Source organism: Novosphingopyxis sp. YJ-S2-01, assembly GCF_016093175.1.
Taxonomy (GTDB): Bacteria; Pseudomonadota; Alphaproteobacteria; order Sphingomonadales; family Sphingomonadaceae; genus Novosphingopyxis; species Novosphingopyxis iocasae.
The window spans coordinates 593,360-615,008 of record NZ_JAEDAI010000001.1; the positions used below are offsets into that span (position 1 = coordinate 593,360).

The following is a 21,649-nucleotide window of genomic DNA, read 5'->3' on the forward strand; positions in this document are numbered from 1 at the left end:
ACGAATGGTTAACGCGCGCGTCGCTATTTTTGGTCGACCGGATGATTATCGATCAAACGTGTGTCTTCTATCCGCGCCGCCACGAACAGACGCGCGCCCGTCTTGAAGCTTTTCAGCGGTTGCAAAGTATCGCCGTCGCGCATTTCAAGATAATCGATCGAGACGAAGCCGGCATCCAGCATCCGGCGCCTTGCCGCGTCCAGCGCATGCCCCGGATCCTCGCCATCGCGAATCGCTTCGGCCGCGCTCTTCAGCGCATCGGGCAGAGCCACCGCCGCCGCCCGCGCCTCCGCCGACAGATAGGCATTGCGCGAAGAGAGCGCGAGGCCGTCCGCATCGCGCACCGTCGGCACGCCGACGATCTCCACCGGAAAATCGAGATCGCGCGCCATGCGGCGGATGACGGCCAGCTGTTGATAATCCTTCTGCCCGAACAGCGCGATGTCCGGCTGCACCTGGTTGAACAGTTTCGCGACGACCAGAGCGACGCCGTCGAAATGCCCCGGCCGCGCCGCGCCGCACAGCCCCTCGCTCGGGCCAGCGACGCTCACGGTCGTCGCAAACCCATCGGCATAGATTTCATCCACCGGCGGCGCCCAGAGCAGGTCCGCGCCTGCCGCCTCCAGCTTGGCGCGATCGGCCTCCAATGTGCGCGGATAGGCATCCAGATCCTCGCCCTCCCCGAACTGCTTCGGATTGACGAAGATGGACACGGCCACATGATCGGCCCGCGCGCGCGCTTCCTCCACCAGCTTCAGATGACCCGCGTGCAGCGCGCCCATGGTGGGGACCAGCGCAAGCTTTCCACGGCCTTTCATATCGGAAACCGCCATGCGGAGATCGTCCAGCCGATTGATCAATTGCACGCCATCCATCCCTTCGATACACCCTGGCCAACGCCCCGCGCGACGCGATGCGTGGGGCCGTAATCACATGTCAGCCGAGCCCATTCGCCTCAAGCCATATGGCCGGTCCAAGGGGGATTTCCATGGCCGCTTCGGCCCCGCATCATATCGTCTTCGCCAATGAAAAGGGCGGCACCGGCAAATCGACCACCGCGGTCCATGTCGCCGTGGGCCTTGCCATGCAGGGCGCGCGCGTGGCCTGTATCGATCTGGACAGCCGCCAGCGCACGCTGTTCCGTTATCTGGAAAACCGCCGCGATACCGCGCAGCGCCGCGGCGTCGATCTGCCCACACCAACGTTCGAGGCGCTGGAAAACCCGGATCAGGCCGAGCTCAACAAACAGATCGAGCGGATGGGCGAGGGCATGGACTTTCTGCTGTTCGACACGCCGGGCCGCGACGATCCGTTCGCGCGCTTCGTCGCCACCCGGTCCGACACGCTGGTAACGCCGATCAATGACAGCTTCGTTGATTTCGATCTGATCGGGAAGGTCGACGCGGAGAGCTTCAAGGTGACCAAGATCAGCTTTTACGCCGAGCTGATCTGGGAAGCGCGCACCACGCGCGCGCGCAAGGAAGGCAAATCGATCGACTGGGTCGTACTGCGCAACCGCCTGCACAATATGGAAGCGCGCAACCAGCAGCGCGTCGGCAGCGCGCTTGATGCGCTGGCCAAGCGCGTGGGCTTCCGCGTGACGCCGGGCCTCAGCGAGCGCGTGGTCTATCGCGAACTGTTCCCGAGCGGTCTGACCCTGCTCGACAAGGGGCATCTCGGCCAGCTTGGAACCAGCCACATCGCCGCGCGGCAGGAATTGCGCCAGCTGATCGGCGCGCTCAACCTCAAGGTGCCGGTGGCCGCCTGATGGGTAAGCTGCTGCTCTTCGCCATCGTCGCCGCGGTCGTCTGGTTCTGGTGGCGGGGCAAGAGCGAGCGCGAAAAGCGTGAGAAGATCGGGCGGCCGCCCGGGCATGACCGCCGGCTGGAAGACGCCGCAAAACTGCTCCGTGTCGATCCCCGTGCCGATGCCGCCACGATCCGTGCCGCCTGGCGCCGCGAAGTCGCCGCCGCCCGCCCCGATCAGACCAACGATGCCGCCAGCCTCGCCGCCTTGACGGAAGCGCGCGACCTCCTTGTGGCTCGTGCAACCGGTCGGTCAGGACGTTAGTTTACCTGTTCATGTACAGCTACCCACCAACCCCGTGAGTGCTGAGCCTGTTGAAGCACGGATCTCGACTGAGAGACGCCCTTCGACAAGCTCAGGGCTTCCGGTAAAGTAAGCCAGAATTTCGCCAGTTTTCGAAGGATCATTCCATGCCCCATCGTTTCGACCCCAGTTCCTTGCGCGAATATGACATCCGCGGAATCCTCGGCAAGACGCTCGGCGAAGCGGATGCGGACGCGATCGGCCGCGGCTTCGGCACGCTGATCAAGCGCGCGGGCGGCAGCACCGTTGCGGTCGGCTATGACGGGCGTGAAAGCTCTCCCATGCTGGAAAAGGCGCTCGTCGGCGGTCTCACGGCCACGGGCGTGAATGTCGTGCGCGTCGGCCTCGGTCCCACGCCGATGCTCTATTATGCCGAAGCGAGCATGGACGATGTCGATGGCGGCATCATGATCACCGGCAGCCACAATCCGCCCGATTATAACGGCTTCAAAATGGTGTTTCAGGGCCGCCCCTTCTTCGGGGAGGATATCCAGACCCTCGGCACCATGGCCGAAGCCGGCGATTGGGACAGCCCCGAAGGCGGCGAAGGCTCCTCGCGCGAGCAGCCGATGCTGGATGCCTATATCGATCGCATCACCCGTGGCGCCGAGAACTTCACCGGCTTCCGCGTCGGCTGGGATGCGGGCAATGGCGCGGCCGGCCCGGCGCTGGAGCAGCTCATCACGAAGCTGCCCGGCGAACATCACTGCCTTTACACCAAAGTGGACGGCACCTTCCCGAACCATCATCCGGACCCGACCGAGCCCGCCAATCTGGAAGACCTGCAAAAGCTGGTCGCCGACAAAAATCTCGACTTCGGCATCGCCTTCGACGGCGACGGAGACCGGATCGGCGCGATTGACGGCGAGGGGCGCATCATCTGGGGCGATCAGCTGATGCAGATTTTCGCCGCCGATGTGCTGAAGGAAGTACCCGGCGCCACGATCATCGCCGACGTGAAGGCTAGTCAGGCGCTCTACGACCGGATCGCCGAGCTGGGCGGCCAGCCGCTGATGTGGAAGACCGGCCATAGCCTCATCAAATCCAAGATGAAGGAGACCGGCAGCCCGCTCGCCGGCGAGATGAGCGGCCATATCTTCTTCAAGCATGATTATTACGGGTTCGACGATGCGCTCTACGCCGCCGTGCGCCTGATCAAGGCGGCCGGATCGCTCGGCAAATCGGTAACCGAGCTGCGTTCCAAAATGCCGGACATGATCAACACGCCCGAAATGCGCTTCCAGGTCGATGAATCGCGCAAATTCGCCGCAGTGGACGAGATCGTCGAGCGGATGCGCGCGAGCGGCGCGGATATGAGCGATATCGACGGGGCGCGCGTCAACACCGAAGACGGCTGGTGGCTGCTGCGCGCCTCCAACACGCAGGACGTGCTCGTCGCCCGCGCGGAGGCGCATAGCGAAGCCGGGCTGGAACGGCTGATGGCGCAGGTGGACGAGCAGCTGAAGCTCTCCGGTATCGAGCGCGGCGAGACGGTGGGGCACTGAGGCCGCGCTTTAAAAAAACCGACGTCATTGCGAGGAGCCCGAAGGGCGACGCGGCAATCCAGAGCGAATGCAGCACTGCATCCGCACTGGATCGGTTGACCTGCGGTCGCCTCCGGCCGCGCCTGCGGCTCGCAATGACGATGGGCTACAGGGAAAGTTTGCGCCGCCCATCCGTTACGCATCCGACGAATTGATAAAGGAGCATGACTATGGGCTGGGGAATTCTGACGATATTGGGACCAATCGTTCTGGTGGGCGCGATCGCTTGGGCGATTTTGCGCAACAAGAAGGAAACGTCCCGCCGCGACGAGATTCGCACCGAACGCGCGACGCATGAGCTTTACGACAAGGCGGACGAGCAGGACGCCAGGGACGCCCGCCGCGATCCGCTGACGGACGACGGCGAGCGCTGAGAAGCCCGCCGCCGCACCCCGCGACATGACAAAGCCCCCGCCGGGCGCGCCCCTTCCCGCCGCGATTGCCGACTGGTTCGCCGGGCGCGGCTGGCGGGTTCGCGATCATCAGGCGGCGATGTTCGCGGCGGATCGTGCGGGCGACCATGCGCTGCTCGTGGCTTCCACCGGCGCGGGCAAGACGCTGGCAGGTTTTCTGCCCACGCTGGCCGATGCCGCCGAAGGGCCGATCGAGGGGCTTCATACCCTCTACATTTCACCGCTGAAGGCACTCGCCGTCGATATTCAGCGCAATCTGAAAGCGCCGATCGACGAAATCGGGTTGCCGCTCACGGTGGAGACGCGCACCGGCGACACGCCGTCGGACCGCAAGGCGCGTCAGCGCGTGCGCCCGCCCAATATCCTCCTCACCACCCCCGAATCGCTCAGCCTGATGCTCTCGCACGAAGACAGCTTCACGCTGTTTGCGGGATTGAAACGCGTGGTGATCGACGAAGTGCATGCCTTCGCCACGCAAAAACGCGGCGATCTTCTGGCGTTATCACTGGCCCGCCTGCAGCGGATTGCGCCGGAGATGCGCCGCGCCGCTCTGTCCGCCACCGTGGCCGATGCCGACGGTTACCGCGCCTGGATCGCCCCCTATGGCGATATCGACAGCGTGGCGCTGGTGCTTGGCGAAAAAGGCGCGGACCCCGACATCGATATCCTGCTGCCGCTCGGCCGGGTACCCTGGGGCGGGCATTCGGGCCGCTACGCCGCGCCGCAGGTGATGGAGCTGATTGCGGACAACCGCACCACGCTCGTCTTCTGCAACACCCGCAGTCTGGCCGAACTGATCTTTCAGGATCTGTGGAAGGCGAACGATCAGGGCCTGCCCATCGGCATTCACCATGGCAGCCTGGCCGTCGAGGCGCGGCGCAAGGTGGAGGCGGCAATGGCCCGCGGGGAGCTGCGCGCGCTGGTTGCCACCGCCAGCCTCGATCTCGGCGTCGATTGGGGCGATATCGACTGCGTGGTGCAGATGGGCGCGCCCAAGGGCTCCTCGCGCCTACTGCAGCGGATCGGCCGCGCCAACCACCGGCTGGACGAGCCGAGCAAGGCGATCCTGGTGCCCGGCAATCGCTTCGAATATCTCGAGGCGCAAGCTGCGCTCGACGCGGTGGAGGCGGACGAGCGCGATCCGGATATCTTCCGCCCGGGCGGGCTCGACGTCCTCGCCCAGAATATCATGGCCATGGCCTGCGCCGCGCCGTTCAGCGAGGCCGATTTGCTGGAGGAAGTGCAGGCCGCCCTCCCCTACAGCGCGCTGACCCCGGCAGCCTTCGGGCGCATCGTCGATTTCATCCGCGACGGCGGCTATGCGCTGAAGAGCTATGACCGGTTCAAGCGCCTGACGCAGGAGGGCACGGACGACGACGGCAGCCGCCGCTGGCGGGTCAGCCATCCGCGCTTCGTGACGCAGCACCGCATGAATGCCGGGATCATCGTCGATGCCGCGACGCTCGACGTACGCTTCAAGAATGGCCGGAAGCTCGGCACGGTCGAGGAATATTTCGCCGCCTCGCTCTCGCCCGGCGACACCTTCTTCTTCTCCGGCCTCAGCCTGGAGGTGGAGCGGATCAAGGACACCGATTTGATCGTGCGCGCCACCAGCCGCCCCGCGCGCATCCCCACTTATGTCGGCGCGCGCATGCCGCTGAGCACCAATCTCGCCGCGCGTGTGCGCGAATTCCTGTTCGATCGCAGCCAGTGGCGGCGTTTTCCGGACGATGTGCAGGAATGGCTGTCCGTTCAGTCCGACCGCTCCGTTCTGCCCGAACCCGGCCAGCTGCTGGTCGAAACATTCCCGCGCGAGGGGCGGCACTATATGGTGGCCTACAGTTTCGAGGGCTGGAACGCACACCAGTCGCTCGGCATGCTGATCACCAAGCGGATGGAAAAGCGCGGGCTGAAACCGCTCGGCTTCGTCTCCAACGATTATGCCCTCGCCTGCTACGGCCTGGAACCCGTTACCGATCCCGCCGCGCTGTTCTCCAAGGATATCCTGCGCGACGAGTTCACCGATTGGGTGCAGCAATCGGCGTTGCTGAAGCGCGCGTTTCGCGAGGTGTCCGTGATCGGCGGGCTCGTCGAGCGCCAGCATCCCGGCCGCCGTAAGACCGGCAAGCAGGTGACCTTCTCCACCGACCTGATCTACGACGTGCTGCGCAAATATGAACCCGACCATGTGCTGCTGGAGGCCGCCTGGGCCGATGCGCGCGCGCGGCTGACCGATGTCGGGCGGCTCGGCGATCTGCTGGACCGCGCGGCGGACACCATGCTGCATGTCCATCTGGACCGGGTAAGCCCGCTCGCGGTGCCGGTTCTCGTCTTGATCGGGCGCGAGACGGTGGCGACGGGCACTGCCGACGACGCGCTGATCGCTGAGGCCGAGGCACTGGTGGCCGAAGCAATGGGCGACTGAGGCCCAGCCGCGGGAGCATTCGGATTGGCCAGATGTGTCAAAGCCGTTAGCTATCCTACTGACCCTGCTTCTGTTACGGTCGGTACCATGTCCCGCGTGACCGCCCTTGCTGTGATCCAGGCGCGTATCGCCTCGCGCCTTCGGGAAAATTCGGGTCCGGGGAAGAATGCCTCCCCCGTATCGCGACCAATGCGACTTTCCGTGGCCATATCCCTTGCCGTTCTGGCCGCTGGACAAGGCGCGCGGGCTCAAAATGCCGCGCCCTCGCCCTTGCCGCTGCCCGCGCCGGTCACCGACATGCCGCTTCCCCCGATCTTCCAGCCTTTCAAGGTCGATCGCTCCAATCGCGTCGCTGTCGAGGTGCGGGTCAATGGCAGCGGGCCCTATCATTTTATCGTCGATACCGGAGCCGAACGCTCGGTGATCTCGAACGAGCTGGCACAGGGTCTGTCTCTCGAAGCTGGTCCCGTCCTTGGCCTCGCCACCATCGCGGGCAGGCATGTCGCGCCGAGTTTTCACGTGGAACATCTGGCCACTGACAGCTTTGCCATTGAAAATCTGCAAGCACCCGCGCTGAAACGCGGCGATCTTGGTGCAAACGGCCTGATCGGGCTGGACGGGCTGGACGGCCACCGCGTTGTCATGGATTTCGGTAATGATCGCATGAGCGTGGAGAAAACGGGCCGGCGGCTGCGGCCCGGCGTGGCGGCGGACGGCACCATCGTGGTGCAGGCAGAGCGCATGCGCGGGCGGATGGTGATCCATCAGGCCAGGATCAACGGGATCATAGTCGATCTGATTATCGATACCGGCGCGTCCACCAGCATCGGCAACATGCCGCTGCGCGCCGCGCTGCAGGCACGCAAATCGACCAAGCAGGCAGAGGCTTATCTGCTGAGCGTAACGGGCGAGCGGATACGCGCCACCGTGGCGATCGCCGACAGGATCAAAATCGGCGGCGCCACGATCGAGAATCTGCCGATAAGCTTTGCCGATGCCTATGCGTTCAAGGTGTTGAACCTGGATGAGCGGCCTGCGCTGCTGCTGGGCATGGACGTGATCGGCCTGTTCGAAAAGGTTACGATCGATTTCGACAAGCGCCAGGTGCAGTTCGGCATTCGCGAAGGCGCTGCGCCCGGTCCGCGCGGACTGTTCATGGCGGCGGCTGATCCATCCGGCTTCACCACCCCCTTGCCTGCCCGGCGCGGCGCGGCCATAGAACCCTGATGGTTCCTCTTTCGTTCGCCGGTCACCGCCTGTTCGTGGCGGGGGACGCTGCCTTGTGGTGGCCCGAACGGCGCGCCTTGCTGGTGGCCGATCTGCATCTGGAAAAGGGCAGCTTCTACGCAGCGACCGGCCAGATGCTTCCCCCCTATGACAGCCGCGCAACGATGGAGGCGATCGATGCGCTGGTGGAGCGCATCCGGCCCGAGACCATCTACTGCCTCGGTGACAATTTTCATGACGATGCCGGCGAGGAGCGGTTGTCCCCATGTGCCGCCGCCATCCTGCAACGCCTCACCGGTGCGCTCGACTGGATATGGATCCGCGGCAATCATGACCGCGAAGTGAGCGGGCGCTGGGGCGGCCGCGCGCTGGCAGAGTTGGAAGTGAGCGGGCTGCTGCTGCGCCATGAGGCGGAGCCGGGCGAACCGCGGCCGGAGCTTTCGGGCCACTTCCACCCGAAACTGCGGATGAGCGTGCGCGGCCGCCGTATTGCGCGGCGCTGCTTTGTGCGTACCGAAACCAAGCTGATCCTGCCCGCCTTCGGATCGCTCACCGGCGGGCTTGATGCCACCCATTCTGAGATCGCACGTGCCTGCGGAGCCCCTGCCGAAGCGCTGGTGGCGTTGGCGGACCGGTTGGCCCGTTTTCCGCTGGGCCACCGCGCGAAAGCCGAACGGCAGCGGGCCTAGTGCATTGAGCACACGCCTTTTCTCTAGCTTATTTCAGCAATTTTAGCCTAGGCCCGGGTTCATGGTTCTACTCGACTCCCTGATGGTAAAAATCGCGATGATCGGTGTCCTCGGCATCGGCGCGCAATGGGTGGCCTGGCGCACCAATCTTCCGGCAATCGCACTGATGCTGGTCGCTGGCCTGGTTGCAGGCCCTGCCCTCGGCCTCATCGAACCGGAACGCGATTTCGGTACCTTACTGGAGCCGATCGTGAAGCTCGCCGTGGCGGTGATCTTGTTCGAGGGCGGCCTCAGCCTCAATTTCCGGGAGCTGCGCTATGCCGGATGGGGCGTGGCGCGGCTGGTCATCATCGGCGTGCCGATCGGCTGGGCGCTCGGCACGGCCGCGGTGCATTATGTCGCCGGTCTTCCGATCTCGGTCTCTGCGCTATTCGGCGGCATCCTCGTTGTTACCGGCCCCACCGTTATTGGCCCGATGCTGCGCACGCTGCGCGTTCCCAACCGGGTGCGCGACATCCTGAAATGGGAAGGCATCGTCAACGATCCGATCGGTGCCCTGCTGGCCGTGGCGATCTACGCCTTCATCAGCTATCGGGGCGACAGCGTCGATTATGCCGGCATCGGCTTTGAGGTTCTGGGCGCTACCTTCCTTGCGGGCCTGATCGGCGCGGCGCTCGGCTATGCGCTCACCTGGGCCTTTCCGCGCGGTCTGGTGCCCGAATATCTGAAGGCGCCGCTACTCCTCATCACGGTGATATTCGGCTTCGTCGTCGCCGACATCATCATGCACGAAACCGGCCTCGTTACCGTCACCGTGATGGGCGTGGTGATGGCCAACAAGCCGATCCATTCCAGCCGCGCACTGCATCGCTTCAAGGAAGACCTTGCCGTCCTTCTGATCAGCGGCGTGTTCATCATCCTGTCGGCCACGCTGGACTGGGAGACGATCCAGAACTTCCAGGCGCGCTTCGTCTTGTTCCTCGTGGTGCTATTGTTCCTGGTGCGGCCCATCACCGTGCTGGCTAGCCTGTTGTTTTCCGGCATCCCCTATCGCGAGCAATTGTTCATCGCCTGGATTGCGCCGCGCGGGATCGTCGCCATCGCGGTGACCGGCCTGTTCGCGCTGCGGCTCGTCGATCTGGGCTATGACGGCGCGGATGCACTGGTGCCGCTCGTCTTCGGCGTCGTTATCGCCACCATCGTCGCACACGGTTTCTCCGCCGGATGGGTCGCCCGGCGCCTGGGCATCGATATGGGCAAGGGTGAGGGGATCCTGTTCGTAGGGGCCAATCGCTGGACCATTGATCTCGGCAAATTCCTGAAAGGCCTTGGCTACCGCGTGGTCGTATCGGACACGAGCAAGTTCGCGCTGCGCTCCGCCCGGCGGCAGGAGCTTGAGATCCATCAGGGCGAAATTCTGGACGAAGCGCATGGCCATGCCATGGACATGAATCAGTTCCAGCATCTCATCATTGCGACCGAGAATGACAGCTACAACCAGCTTGTCGGTACCGATCTCGGCCCTGAAGTGGGCTATGACCAGATCACGCTCGTAAGCGCAGATGAGGCGAGCCAGCGAACCAGCGCACGCGGCCGGGTGCTGATGGAAAGCAGCCCGACCTTCGAAACGCTGCAGGACAAGCAGCGTGACGGCTGGATCTTCTCCAAAACGCAGATCACCGAGAAATTCAATTACGAGAAGTATCTCGCCAATCTGGATGCAGGCGAGGAGCCGGTGGCGGTGATGAAGCCGGACAAGCGCCTCCTGTTCTTCTCTTCGACCGCACGTCCGACGATCGACGAGGACGATGTCATCATCAGCTTCGTGGCGCCCGAATCGCCCGAAGAATTGAAGGCGCAGAAGATGGAAGAGCGCGCGCGCAAGGAAGAAGCGCGCGAGAAATCGGCAGAGCGTGAAGCGGCAAAGGCACGTGATAGCGGCGGCCCCCTGCCCGACCCGGCCTGACCGTTCAGTCGCGCGGGCCGAATAGGGCAGTGCCCACGCGCACCTCGGTCGCGCCGAGCATGACCGCGGTCTCATAATCGGCGGACATGCCCATGCTGAGCCGTTTCAGCCCATGCTCCCCTGCTATCTTGGCCAATAGGGCGAAATAGGGCGCAGGTTCCACGTCCTGCGGCGGGATGCACATCAGTCCCAAAATATCCAGGCCAGCGGAGCGCGCGCGTTCCAGAAGAGGGCCGATATCGGCAATCGCGCAGCCACCCTTCTGCTCTTCCTCGCCGATATTCACCTGCAGGAAACAGGGCGGCACGGCCTTTCCATCGGCCACCAGCTTGCCCAGCGCCTTGATGAGCGAAGGCCGGTCCACGGTATGGATCACATCGAATAAAGCGGCGGCGTCCTCGGCCTTGTTCGATTGCAGTTGGCCGATCATGTGCAGCGTCACGTCCGGATAATCCGCGCGCAAGGCCGGCCATTTGTCGGCAGCTTCGCCAACACGATTCTCACCGAAATGGCGATGACCTTCCTCCAGCAGCGGCCGGATTTCATCGGCCGCACGCGTCTTGGACACTGCGATCAGATTGACGGCATCATCGCTGCGGCCCGTTCGCTTTGCGGTGGCGGCGATATCCTGCTCGATGGCGGCAAGGGGGGTCGTATCGTTCATGGGCCGGGCCTATAGCCGCCGCCATGGCGAAGGGCAAAGCATCGCGCGCGCCGCGCGTCTGGCTGATGACCGATCCGCGGATCGATGCGGTGCTGCTTGCCAGCGCCCGCGCGTTGCCGTTCGGCAGCGCCATCATCCTGAGACATTATGATTTGCCGCAAGCGGAGCGGCGCGCCCTGTTCGCCCGGCTTCGCCGGATTGCGCGGCAGCGAGGCCATTCGCTCTTTCTCGCAGGCGATGAGCGGACTGCACGCCGCTGGGGTGCCGACGGATTTCACGGCAGAACAAAAAGTCGCACGAATTTGCGGCATAGTACTGCCGTCCACAATCGCCGCGAATTGGCGCTGGCGCACCGCTTGGGTGCTGACACCGTCCTGATCTCTCCAGTCCACCGCACCGCCTCTCACTCCGCCGCACGGCCACTGGGGCCGATGGCGTTTCGCGATCTCGCGATGCTGGCAACGCAGGGTGCTGACGTCGTGGCGCTGGGGGGCATGAACAGCGCCCGCGTCCAGATGATGCGCGCGCTTCCGGTGATAGGCTGGGCCGCGATCGGGGCTTTGGCTAAAAGCTGAAGTCAGCCGAAGCCGATCAGGATCAGAAGCGGATCAGCGTTCCAAGATAAACGGCCTGGCTGTCGCGCTGCTCGCTCACGATGGGCGCTTCCTGCTCGCTCTCGACGCGCAGGCCCGCCGTCACGTCCACACCTTTGGTGATGGAATAGCTGCCACCGACATCGAGCGCATATTCATTTGCCCCGCCAACACGGCGTTGCAAGCCCTTGGCATTGGGCGATTCGAGCGTAACGCGCGTGTTGAACTTGCTGCGCTTGCCCTGCGGTTCATCGTCCAGCGTAAATCCGGCGCCCGAGCTGATCTGGCCGATGGCCGGGGCATCGCTCTTACGGCTTTCGGTCGGCACGGCAAAGCTAGTCCAGCCAGTCGCAGACCCAAGCTCATATTTCGTCGGCTTGACCGACTCGAGCGACTTGATGCTCGACGCGGTACGCGTGCCCGCTTCGCTCGCGGCGATAACGTTGCGAACCGAAACGGCGCGCGGTGCCTCATCATTGCCGGCGCGGACCGCGACGGTCACCGTGCGGTTGCGCGCCTGGCTGACACCGGCCGGCGTAAACAGATATTTGCCGCGACTCGCCACAGCAGCCTGCTTGAAGCGCTCAGCGGATTTGGCATCGAGCCCGGCAGGCGTGAAAACACCCACCGACGGATCGAGCAGAATTTCGGAGAACTTGTCCGCAGAACCGCTGGAAACCGCGGGATAGGCAGATACCATCCCGGTTCCGCACAGCGCAGCGGCGGCTGCCAAGGCACCCCCCATCATCCATAGCTGTTTGCGTCCCGAGGACATTTTTCAGTGACCCACCTGTTGGTGTTGATGGGAATGGACTTAAGCCGGAATTGTTTCAGCTTAAAGCGCGATAGGGGAAATACAGGCCGTTTTAGGGCGGGCTGTGGCCTTTATCTCACAGAATCCGTCTAGCAATCTGAGGTTAACCATGGCTGACGCAGCATCCTTGCCCTTGAGGCGATTGCATCTATAGATGCAGGCCCCGATCCCGTTCTCTCTAGGCCTGAGGTTTCCCATGCGCATCACGCGCCTTTCCGCTTCCGCCCTTATCATCGCCTCCACGCTGGCGCTCGGCGCCTGCGGCGGCAAGGAGCGGCCGCGCGCCGATCTGGCCGCCAGCCAGGTGACTACGATCGGCGTAAACAGCTATTTGTGGCGCGCCTCGCTCGAGACGCTGAGCTTCATGCCGCTGTTGCAGACCGATAGCGCGGGCGGCGTGATCGTGACCGACTGGTACACCAATCCGCAATCCCCGAATGAGCGGATGAAGCTGACCGTCACCATCCTCGATCAGGATCTGCGCGCCGATGCGCTGCGCGTCGCCGCATCGCGCCAGGTGAACCAGAACGGCAACTGGGTCGATGCCCCGGTGCGCGCCGCCACGGTGCAAAAGATGGAGCAGATTATCCTCGGCAAGGCGCGCGACCTGAGGCGCTCCTCGATCGTCGGTTGATCGTTTAGAGATGGCAGACCGCTTCAACCCGCACATCGCCGATGCGCGGTGGCAAAAGGAATGGGAAGCGCAGCAAAGCTTCCGTGCCGATCGCCATCCGGATCGGCCTAAGTCCTATGTGCTGGAGATGTTCCCCTATCCGTCCGGGCGCATCCATATCGGCCATGTGCGCAACTATACGATGGGCGACGTGCTGGCGCGCTACAAGGCGATGACCGGCCATGCTGTGCTGCACCCGATGGGTTGGGACGCATTCGGCATGCCCGCCGAAAATGCCGCGATGGAAAAGAAGGTCCATCCCGGAACATGGACCCGCGCCAACATCGAGCACATGAAATCGCAGTTGAAGCGCATCGGCTTCGCGTTCGACTGGAGCCGCGAGTTGGCGACGTGCGAGCCCGAATATTACGGGCACGAACAGGCGCTGTTCCTCGATCTCTACGACGCGGGCCTGGTCTATCGTAAGGAAAGCGCGGTCAATTGGGACCCGGTCGACATGACCGTTCTTGCCAATGAACAGGTGATCGACGGCAAGGGCTGGCGCTCCGGCGCCCCTGTCGAACGGCGCAAGCTGTCCCAATGGTTCCTGAAGATCACCGACTTCGCCGAGGAGCTGCTGGACGGCCTGGGCGACCTCAAGGACTGGCCGGACAAGGTGCGGCTAATGCAGTCCAACTGGATCGGCAAGAGCCAAGGCCTGCGTTTCAGCTTCGAACTGGCAAGCGGCGCGGATGTGCCCGCCTCTTCCATTGAAGTGTTCTCTACGCGCCCAGACACAATTTTCGGCGCGAGCTTCGTGGCCGTGGCGGCGGACCATCCAATCGCGCTGGCGCTGGCCGAAAAGGACGCCGATCTCGCCGCCTTCGCCGACGACTGCCGCCGCTCCGGCACCAGCGCGGCCGAGCTCGAGACTGCCGAGAAGAAGGGTTACGACACCGGCTTGAAAGCGGTGCATCCGCTCGATCCCGAGTGGGAGCTGCCGGTCTACGTCGCCAATTTCGTGTTGATGGACTACGGCACCGGTGCCGTTTTCGGCGTGCCCGCGCATGACCAGCGCGACTTCGAATTCGCCAGCAAATACGGCCTGCCGATCAACCGCGTGGTGGCCGCCAACGGCGATGCGGAAGAGCCTGTGGGCGACGAAGCTTTCACCGGCGAAGGCACGATCGTCAATTCGCGCTTCCTCGACGGCATGGAGATCGAGGCCGCCAAGACCGCGGTGATCGATCGCGCCGAGGCCGAAGGCTGGGGCGAGGCGACGACGACCTGGCGTCTGCGCGACTGGGGCGTCAGCCGCCAGCGTTATTGGGGCACGCCCATCCCGATCATCCATTGCGACGATTGCGGCGTGCTGCCAGTGCCTAAGGACCAGCTGCCGGTCGTGCTGCCCGAGGACGTCGATTTCGAGACGCCGGGCAATCCGCTCGATCGCCACCCGACCTGGAGCAAGGTCGTCTGCCCGAAGTGCGGGAAACTGGCGCGGCGCGAGACCGACACGCTCGACACCTTCGTCGATTCCAGCTGGTATTTCATCCGCTTCGCCAGCCAACCCGGCGATCGGCCCTTCGACAAGGCGGAAGCCGAAAGCTGGCTGCCCGTCGGCCAGTATATCGGCGGGGTCGAGCATGCGATCCTGCATCTGCTCTATGCCCGCTTCTGGACACGCGCGCTGAAATCGATCGGCAAGATCGACATCGCCGAGCCGTTCGAGAGCCTGTTCACGCAGGGCATGGTGACACACCAGACCTGGTCTGCAGGCGACGGCAGCTGGCTGTCCCCGGACGAGGTGAAGAAGGACGGCGCGGACTGGGTGCGCATTTCCGACGGCAGCCCCGCGATCGCGGGCCGCGTCGAAAAGATGTCCAAGTCCAAGAAGAACGTCGTCGATCCCGATGCGATCGTCGATCAATATGGCGCGGACGCGGTGCGCTGGTTCATGCTGTCCGACAGCCCACCAGAGCGCGATTTGCTGTGGAGCGATGCCGGCATCGAGGGCGCTTGGCGCTTCGTCCAGCGTGTCTGGCGTCTGGTTGGCTCTTCCGATGACAGCCAGGGTGAGGACAAGGCCCTGCTGCGTAAGCTGCACCAGACCATCGCGGGCGTGGGAGAAGATATCGAGGCGCTAAGCTTCAACAAGGCGGTCGCCAAAATCTACGAACTGACCAATGCGGTGGAAAAGGCGGATGCCTCCGCCACCCGCGCACAAGCGATTCGCACGCTCGTGCTGCTGGTGTCGCCAATGGCACCCCATCTCGCCGAAACCTGTTGGGAACGCGTGGGCGGCGAAGGCCTGATTGCCGACGCTGAGTGGCCCACCCACGATCCCGCGCTGCTGGTGGAGGACGAAGTCACCGTCGCCATCCAGGTGAAGGGCAAGCTGCGCGACACGCTCACCGTACCCAAGGGCATGGACAAGGCTGCACTGGAGGAAGCCGCGCTCGCGTCCGACAAGATCCGGCGCACCATCGGTGACGCGGACATCCGCAAGGTGATCGTGGTGCCCGACAGGCTGGTTAACATCGTGATATGATACGCCTCCTGCTCCTAGCTGCTGCGGTGCTGATGCTGCCAAGCTGCGGGCTCCGGCCGCTTTATGCCGGCGGGAGCAACGGCCCCGTCGCCAATGCGCTGGGAAGTGTCGCGGTGGATCCCATTCCGGGCCGGGACGGCTGGCTGGTGCGCAACGCGTTGCAGGAGCGGCTCCAACCGCTTGGCAGCGGCGCACCGCGCTACAAGCTGACGGTGAAGCTGGATGACGACATCACCGGCTTCGGCGTGCGAAGCGACGATGCCGTAACGCGCGAACGGCGCACGCTGCGCGCCCGCTTCCAGCTCACCGAGCTGTCGAGCGGCAACATCATCCTCGACGCGACCGAGGGTACCGACGCGGGCATCGATGTCGTGTCCTCCGAATATGCAGTGATCGCGGCGGAGAACACCGCGCTGGAAAACCTTGCCGACCGGCTGGCGAGCCAGATCGTGACGCGCCTGTCCGTGCAGGCGCGCCCGGCGTCCTGAGCCGGCGATGGCGCGCGCCCCGAGAATTTCCGAACGCGATCTGATCGGAGCGATCGGACGGCGCGACGATATCCGCCTGTTCCTGCTGTTCGGCACCGATCCGTCGACCATCGAGGATATCGCGCGCAAGCTTTCGGCCGAGATGAAGGATGCCGAGCGGATCGATATCGACGGGGCGCAATTGCGATCAGACAGCGCGCTGCTGGCGGACGAGGCCGCGTCGATCTCGCTATTCGGTGACAAGCGTTATATCCGCCTGCGCCTGCAACGCGATGAGGGGCTGGCGGCGATCGAGAACCTGCTGGAAGCGGAGCAGGCCGGCACCCCGGTCATCGCCACCACCGGCAACCTCACCCCCACCAATAAGCTGCGCAAGCTGGCGCAGGGCCACCCAGCGGTGATGGCGATGGCCTGCTACCCCCCGAGCGAGGCCGATGCGGTGGCGCATGTCCAGCGCCTCGCCGAAGCCGCGGGCCTCCGGATGGAGCGCGTTCTTGCACAGCGGCTCGCCGAAAGCACAGGGCATGATCGCACGCTGGCTGCCAATGAGATCGACAAGCTGGCCCTCTATTGCGATGCCGCGCCCAACCGGCCTGCGACGGTGGAGCCGGATATGCTCGCCAAACTGGGCGCCGAAACGCTGGAGGAGGACATCTCGGCACTGCTCGGCGCGGTGATGGCCGGCCAGATCGCCGTTGCCAGCCAGGAAATTGCCAGCGCGCGCGAACTGGGCGTGAATGAGGTGCGGATTGTGAAAGCCCTGCAGCGCCGCGTGGTACAACTCGCCGCGCTGCGCGCCGAAGTCGATCAAGGTGCGCAGATCGGTCCGCTGGTGGACCGCACGCGCAGCATCTTTTTCAAGGAACAAGGCGCTTACAAGAGTGCGCTTGCCGCATGGTCCTCGGCCAAGCTCGCGCGGTTGAACGCCCGCCTGTTCGAGCTGGAGCGGCGGCTGATGACCGGCGGATCGGATCTGGCGGGCCCGGTGCTTTCGAACGAATTGCTGCTGATCGCCCGCGCCGCGCAGCCACGCAGAAGCTGAGGGAACGGCGCGCCGCCCTGGCGCGTTTCCGCAGCATTCCAAATTCCCAGGGTCAAATCCCTCCAGCGATCAAGGACGCGTTATGAGTGAAGTGAAAACCATGAGCGAAGCCGAATGGCGCGAAAAACTGGGGGCCGAGCGCTACCAAATTCTTCGCGAGGGCGGCACCGAGCGCGCATTTACGGGCAAGCTCAACTCCGAAAAGCGCGACGGCACCTATTTTTGCGCCGCCTGCGGCAATGAACTGTTCGATAGCGCCGACAAATATGACAGCGGCTCGGGCTGGCCCAGCTTCACCCAGCCAGCAACCGAAAATGCCGTGGAGGAAGTGCGCGACACCAGCCACGGCATGATCCGTACTGAAGCACGCTGCGCCAATTGCGAGAGCCATTTGGGCCACATCTTTCCGGACGGGCCGCCGCCCACGGGTCTGCGCTATTGCATGAACAGCGCATCGCTGGATTTCGAGCCCGAAGAAGAGGACGCCTGACAGGCCGATAATCGGCATCATTCAGCGCCGGTAAACCCCCACCCCGCTTGTGAGAGCGCGAGCTAGGGAGTATCGGTTCGCTGAATGGCGAGGGGTAAATCAACGCAGAAAAGACGCGGTCCCGTCATGCGCACCTTTGTGCGCCTGGCGCAGATCGGCATTGCTCTTGGGCTGATCGGCCTGATCGCGCTTGTCGTCATGGTAGCGGTCGCGCGCTCGGAACTGCCCAGTTACACCGACCTCAAGAACATCGAGCAGGGCCAGATGATCCGCGTGCGCGCGGTGGACGGCACGATCATCCAGGAAATCGGCCCCAGCTACGGGCGCTGGCTGCCCAGCAGCGAAATTCCGCAAGTGATGAAGGACGCGATGATCTCCATCGAGGATCGCCGCTACCGCTCGCATCTTGGTATCGATCCCAAGGGCTTGGCCCGCGCGATCTACTTTGCATGGCAGAACCGCAACACCGATCGCCGCCTTCAGGGCGCGTCCACCATCACGCAGCAACTGGCGCGGACGATCTTCCTCAACAACAGCTATTCCACGGGCCGCAAGATTCGCGAGGCGATCCTGGCGATGGCCATGGAGAGCAAGTTCTCCAAGGACCAGATCCTCGAGCTGTACTTGAACAAGGTCTATTTCGGCGGCGGCGCCTACGGCATCGACGCCGCCAGCCGCAAATTCTTCGATCATGGCGCAACACAGCTCAGCCTGGGCGAAGCCGCAATTATCGCAGGCCTCGTGAAGGCGCCGTCCAACTATTCGCCCACCGCCGATGCGCAGGCCGCGATCGGCCGTGCCTCGGTGGTGCTGAAGGCGATGGAACAAACCGGCGTGATCACGCCCGGCCAGTCGGCCTCGATCGAACCCGCCGACGTCGCGCTGGCGCCCGAGCCGCCGCAGAACAGTGTGCGCTATTTTACCGATTGGGCCTTGCCCCAGCTAGACACGCTGATCGACGAAACAGTGAAGCCGATCGACGTCTGGACCACGGTGGACCTGTCGATGCAGCGCCTCGCCACGGCCGCGATCCAGGCGAATGTGCCCTCGGGAGCGCAAGGCGCGCTGGTCTCGATGGAAAATGACGGCGCGGTCCGCGCGATGGTCGGCGGATCGGACTATGTCAGCTCGAACTACAACCGCGCGGTGACCGCGGTGCGACAGCCGGGATCGAGTTGGAAGCTGTTCGTCTATCTCGCGGCGCTCGAATCGGGCTACAGCCCCGACGATGTGGTGACCGACGAGCCGGTACAGATCGACGGCTGGACACCGCGTAACAGCGGCGGCAGCTACGCCGGCGCGATGTCTGTGCGCAACGCCTTTGCCTATTCCAAGAACACGGTGGCCGCACAGATCGGCAATGAAGTGGGCTTCAACACCGTTGCCGGTATGGCCCGGCGCTTCGGTATCAGCACACCCATCAACACGCACCCGGCCATGGTGCTCGGCACGTCCGAGGTCCGCCTGATCGACATGACCCGCGCCTTTGCGGAGATTTCCGACGGCGGCCGCGCGATCGATCCTTATGGCATCACCAGGGTGACGACGATCGACAATGAAGTGCTTTATGAGCGCCGCGACCGGCCCGGTGCGGCGCTGGTCGACGGTTATGTCGCTGCAACGATGACCGATCTTCTGCAGACCGCGGTGCAGGCGGGCACCGGCCGCGCGGCACAGATCGGACGCCCGGCGGCGGGCAAGACCGGCACCACGACGAGCAACAAGGACGGCACCTTTTTCGGCTTTTCCAGCGGGCTGACCACCGGCGTCTGGATGGGACGGGATGACGCCAAGGCGGTACGCGGCCTGCAGGGCGGCACCGCGCCCGCCCGCGCCTGGGCTGCCTTCATGAAGGGGGCAACCGCCGATCGCCCGGTGCAGAAATTCGATACCGAGGTGACGCTGCCGGACTGGCAACTGGAGGACGACGACGGCGCGTTCTATGGCGCCCCGGAGGACGGCGCGTTCAGCGATGAATATGGCATGCCGATCGAGGGCAATCCGCCCACCGGCGACGGTCGTTTACCGGCGCAGGACGAGCCGGTGCTCAACCAGAGCTGGATCGATCGCGCTCTGGGCCGTGGGCAGCAGCGGCAGGATCAACAGCCCGCACGGCGCACGGACCAGGGGCAGACACCCGCCCCCGGCACTCCGCGCCGTCCGGATGCCACGCAGGTTCCGCCGCAGCCCAGAAACGATGAACGCCCCAGCGAACAGGGCGAGGATGAATTGATCTACTGATCGTCCGCCGATCGGCCCGCCGCGGCACCGATCATGTGAAGGCCGGTGCCATGGGCTTTCAGCCATGCGTCACAGGCTTTCCGATCGCCTTCAAAGATCTCGTCCAAGAGCGCGTAAAAGCGCGGACTGTGATCCATGTGGACCAGATGCGCGACTTCATGCGCAACCACGGATCGGCGAACCATCGCCGGTGCCATGACGAGCCGCCAGCCAAGACGGATGTGCCCGCGGCTGGAGCAGCTGCCCCAGCGCGACCGTGCATCCCCGATCGACAGCTTCGGCTCTTCCTGCCCCGCGCGCGCGCAGTAGAAAGCAAGGTCTGCCGTCATGAGAGTGCGCGCCTGCCCGCGCAGCCAGCGCTCGACGCGCGCCGCCGCATGGTCCGCCGGGCCGCCCACCAACAGCCGGTCATTCTCCATGCGCACGCCGCGCGCCAAGCCGGCGTCATGAACGATCTCGACAGGCTCGCCGCAAAAGCCAATGCTCTGGCCCGGCATCAGCCGAACCGGATCGGCCGCCGCGGCGAAACGCTCCGCCAGCCAGCGTTGGCGCGATCGGGCAAAGGCCAGCGCCTCGGCGGTGCGTAGGCGCGTGGGACCCGTTACCTTCACCTCGCCGCGCACCGGATCGGCCCGCAAGCTCATGCGCCGTGCCTGGGGAAGTCGCTTTATCCTGACCGGGTAGATGCGCCCGGCCACCTCGACCTGCGGATCGCGCGGTTCAGTCTTCCAGAACATGGTTTTCCAGCGGGCCTGCTTCAATTTCCGAAATCGCGCGGCCACGCACCGAAATACCCGCCTCGTGCACGCTCTCCCGATCGCCGCTGATCAGATAGTGCCAGTCTTGAAGGGGCTTGCCCTCTGCTCGCAGGCGGTAGGCGCAGGTTTTCGGCAGCCAGGGGAACTGATCGATCTTTGCCCGCGAGAGGCGGATGCAGTCCGGCACCAGAAAGCGGCGGCGGCGATAATCGGAACATTGCGCGGTCTGCGTGTCGAGCAGGCGGCAGGACACATTCGTATCATAAATGCGCCCGGTGTCCTCATCTTCGATCTTGTGCATGCAGCATTTGCCGCAGCCGTCGCACAAAGCCTCCCATTCGCCGCGGTCCAGCGCCTCGATCGGCTTCTCCCAGAACGGCGTGCTCATTGGACCCAGCGTTCCAGCTCGGCGGCGATCGCCTGTGCGCTGCCCTCATCCGTGTCTGGGGTGGAGGGCTCGTCCACCGGCAGGATCGCAAGCGGCTGCCCCTCCCGCCCTAGCAAAAAGGGCGTCTGGGAATGAGACATCAGATAATCGTCCGGGCCGGAGCCCTCTTCCTTGGCGTAATAGACCGCAAACTGATCCGCCACTTTCTTGATCTCGTCCGGCGTACCCGTGAGGCCGACCCAGCGGTTGCCAAAGTTGTTCACATAATCGCCCACCACTTTGGGCGTATCCCGCTCCGGATCGACGCTGATGAAGATCGGCTGGATGTCCTTGCCAAGCTGCGGGTGCGCCTTCGTGAAGCGCTGCAACCCCGCGCTGATCTTCTGCATGTCGATCGGGCAGACGTCGGGGCAATAGGTGTAGCCGAAATACACGATCCGATATTTGCCGTCGAAGTTCGAGAAAGAGACAGGCTTTCCGTCGCTTCCGGTCAATGTGAACGGCCCGCCGATGCTGGCACCTTCCAGCGGCGGTCGTTCGGGCACGGTCGGCTCGCTATTACCGCCACCACAGGACGCGAGCAGCAGCGCGGCGAAAATAGGGAGGAATCCGGCTTTGTTCATGACAGGCTTTC

At 64.2% G+C, this 21,649-nt stretch carries 21 protein-coding genes; 15 read left to right on the forward strand and 6 right to left on the reverse strand.

Translation table 11 applies throughout. From position 1 onward, the window contains the following. Window positions 1-23: 23 nt before the first annotated feature. Complete coding sequence (panC, locus tag I6A82_RS02820; RefSeq protein ID WP_198093640.1) at window positions 24-866, reverse strand: pantoate--beta-alanine ligase; 843 nt, start codon at window positions 864-866, stop codon at window positions 24-26. A gap of 122 nt (window positions 867-988) precedes the next feature. Between panC and I6A82_RS02825 the strand changes: the two genes are divergently transcribed. The 8 genes from I6A82_RS02825 (at window position 989) to I6A82_RS02860 (ending at window position 10,373) form a co-directional block, all read left to right on the forward strand. Then, window positions 989-1,768 (forward strand): division plane positioning ATPase MipZ, encoded by a 780-nt coding sequence (locus I6A82_RS02825; RefSeq protein WP_198093641.1) that lies wholly within the window; start codon window positions 989-991, stop codon window positions 1,766-1,768. Next, window positions 1,768-2,070 (forward strand): hypothetical protein, encoded by a 303-nt coding sequence (locus I6A82_RS02830; protein ID WP_198093642.1) that lies wholly within the window; start codon window positions 1,768-1,770, stop codon window positions 2,068-2,070. Before I6A82_RS02825 ends, I6A82_RS02830 begins: the two co-directional genes overlap by 1 nt. A 146-nt stretch (window positions 2,071-2,216) precedes the next feature. Next, window positions 2,217-3,614: a phosphoglucomutase/phosphomannomutase PgmG gene (gene pgmG / locus I6A82_RS02835; protein ID WP_198093643.1), complete on the forward strand. Its 1,398-nt coding sequence runs from the start codon at window positions 2,217-2,219 to the stop codon at window positions 3,612-3,614. Window positions 3,615-3,823: 209 nt separating this feature from the next. After that, entirely contained in the window at window positions 3,824-4,027 is a 204-nt protein-coding gene (locus I6A82_RS02840; RefSeq protein WP_198093644.1) for a hypothetical protein, read from the forward strand. 25 nt (window positions 4,028-4,052) lie between these two features. Then, window positions 4,053-6,491, forward strand: coding sequence for a ligase-associated DNA damage response DEXH box helicase (locus I6A82_RS02845; RefSeq protein ID WP_198093645.1), 2,439 nt, complete (start codon window positions 4,053-4,055; stop codon window positions 6,489-6,491). A 201-nt stretch (window positions 6,492-6,692) separates the two neighbouring features. Beyond that, window positions 6,693-7,718, forward strand: coding sequence for an aspartyl protease family protein (locus I6A82_RS02850; RefSeq protein WP_198093646.1), 1,026 nt, complete (start codon window positions 6,693-6,695; stop codon window positions 7,716-7,718). Beyond that, complete coding sequence (gene pdeM / locus I6A82_RS02855; RefSeq protein WP_198093647.1) at window positions 7,718-8,407, forward strand: ligase-associated DNA damage response endonuclease PdeM; 690 nt, start codon at window positions 7,718-7,720, stop codon at window positions 8,405-8,407. Before I6A82_RS02850 ends, pdeM begins: the two co-directional genes overlap by 1 nt. Window positions 8,408-8,468: 61 nt before the next feature. Beyond that, window positions 8,469-10,373 (forward strand): cation:proton antiporter, encoded by a 1,905-nt coding sequence (locus I6A82_RS02860; RefSeq protein WP_198093648.1) that lies wholly within the window; start codon window positions 8,469-8,471, stop codon window positions 10,371-10,373. Window positions 10,374-10,377: 4 nt separating this feature from the next. On the opposite strand, the gene I6A82_RS02865 is transcribed toward I6A82_RS02860, so the two are convergent. After that, complete coding sequence (locus I6A82_RS02865; RefSeq protein ID WP_198093649.1) at window positions 10,378-11,037, reverse strand: YggS family pyridoxal phosphate-dependent enzyme; 660 nt, start codon at window positions 11,035-11,037, stop codon at window positions 10,378-10,380. Between the two features lie 23 nt (window positions 11,038-11,060). Between I6A82_RS02865 and I6A82_RS02870 the strand changes: the two genes are divergently transcribed. Continuing rightward, the gene (locus tag I6A82_RS02870; protein ID WP_198093650.1) at window positions 11,061-11,612 is read left to right on the forward strand and encodes a thiamine phosphate synthase; all 552 of its coding nucleotides are present in this window, start codon (window positions 11,061-11,063) and stop codon (window positions 11,610-11,612) included. A gap of 22 nt (window positions 11,613-11,634) precedes the next feature. Here the strand turns inward: I6A82_RS02870 and I6A82_RS02875 are convergent, their stop codons facing one another. Beyond that, complete coding sequence (locus I6A82_RS02875; RefSeq protein ID WP_198093651.1) at window positions 11,635-12,330, reverse strand: hypothetical protein; 696 nt, start codon at window positions 12,328-12,330, stop codon at window positions 11,635-11,637. Window positions 12,331-12,640: 310 nt separating this feature from the next. Here I6A82_RS02875 and I6A82_RS02880 point away from each other — a divergent pair, with 310 nt between their 5' ends. The 6 genes from I6A82_RS02880 to I6A82_RS02905 all read left to right on the forward strand — a co-directional run bounded on the left by I6A82_RS02880 (window position 12,641) and on the right by I6A82_RS02905 (window position 19,869). Further along, on the forward strand, window positions 12,641-13,078 hold the full coding sequence (locus tag I6A82_RS02880) for a DUF3576 domain-containing protein (protein ID WP_198093652.1): 438 nt from the start codon (window positions 12,641-12,643) through the stop codon (window positions 13,076-13,078). 10 nt (window positions 13,079-13,088) lie between these two features. Further along, window positions 13,089-15,608 carry a leucine--tRNA ligase gene (gene leuS / locus I6A82_RS02885; protein WP_198093653.1) on the forward strand — a complete coding sequence of 840 codons (2,520 nt, stop codon included), beginning with the start codon at window positions 13,089-13,091 and terminating at the stop codon, window positions 15,606-15,608. Then, a complete protein-coding gene (gene lptE, locus I6A82_RS02890; RefSeq protein ID WP_187334989.1) occupies window positions 15,605-16,096 on the forward strand; it encodes an LPS assembly lipoprotein LptE in 492 nt (163 codons plus the stop codon). The genes leuS and lptE overlap by 4 nt, the downstream gene beginning before the upstream one ends. A gap of 7 nt (window positions 16,097-16,103) precedes the next feature. Next, window positions 16,104-17,138 carry a DNA polymerase III subunit delta gene (holA, locus tag I6A82_RS02895; RefSeq protein WP_198093654.1) on the forward strand — a complete coding sequence of 345 codons (1,035 nt, stop codon included), beginning with the start codon at window positions 16,104-16,106 and terminating at the stop codon, window positions 17,136-17,138. Between the two features lie 82 nt (window positions 17,139-17,220). Beyond that, window positions 17,221-17,628 carry a peptide-methionine (R)-S-oxide reductase MsrB gene (gene msrB, locus I6A82_RS02900; protein ID WP_187334987.1) on the forward strand — a complete coding sequence of 136 codons (408 nt, stop codon included), beginning with the start codon at window positions 17,221-17,223 and terminating at the stop codon, window positions 17,626-17,628. Window positions 17,629-17,712: 84 nt separating this feature from the next. Next, window positions 17,713-19,869 carry a PBP1A family penicillin-binding protein gene (locus tag I6A82_RS02905; protein WP_198093655.1) on the forward strand — a complete coding sequence of 719 codons (2,157 nt, stop codon included), beginning with the start codon at window positions 17,713-17,715 and terminating at the stop codon, window positions 19,867-19,869. Here the strand turns inward: I6A82_RS02905 and I6A82_RS02910 are convergent. Genes I6A82_RS02910 through I6A82_RS02920 form a run of 3 tightly spaced genes read right to left on the reverse strand, consistent with a single transcriptional unit; the run spans window position 19,863 to window position 21,638 of the window. Further along, window positions 19,863-20,606 (reverse strand): M48 family metallopeptidase, encoded by a 744-nt coding sequence (locus I6A82_RS02910; protein WP_198093656.1) that lies wholly within the window; start codon window positions 20,604-20,606, stop codon window positions 19,863-19,865. The two genes, I6A82_RS02905 and I6A82_RS02910, sit on opposite strands and share 7 nt — an antisense overlap. Further along, window positions 20,590-21,015 carry a YcgN family cysteine cluster protein gene (locus I6A82_RS02915; protein WP_187334984.1) on the reverse strand — a complete coding sequence of 142 codons (426 nt, stop codon included), beginning with the start codon at window positions 21,013-21,015 and terminating at the stop codon, window positions 20,590-20,592. The genes I6A82_RS02910 and I6A82_RS02915 overlap by 17 nt, the downstream gene beginning before the upstream one ends. Beyond that, window positions 21,012-21,638 (reverse strand): SCO family protein, encoded by a 627-nt coding sequence (locus I6A82_RS02920; protein WP_198093657.1) that lies wholly within the window; start codon window positions 21,636-21,638, stop codon window positions 21,012-21,014. The genes I6A82_RS02915 and I6A82_RS02920 overlap by 4 nt, the downstream gene beginning before the upstream one ends. Window positions 21,639-21,649 lie beyond the last annotated feature (11 nt).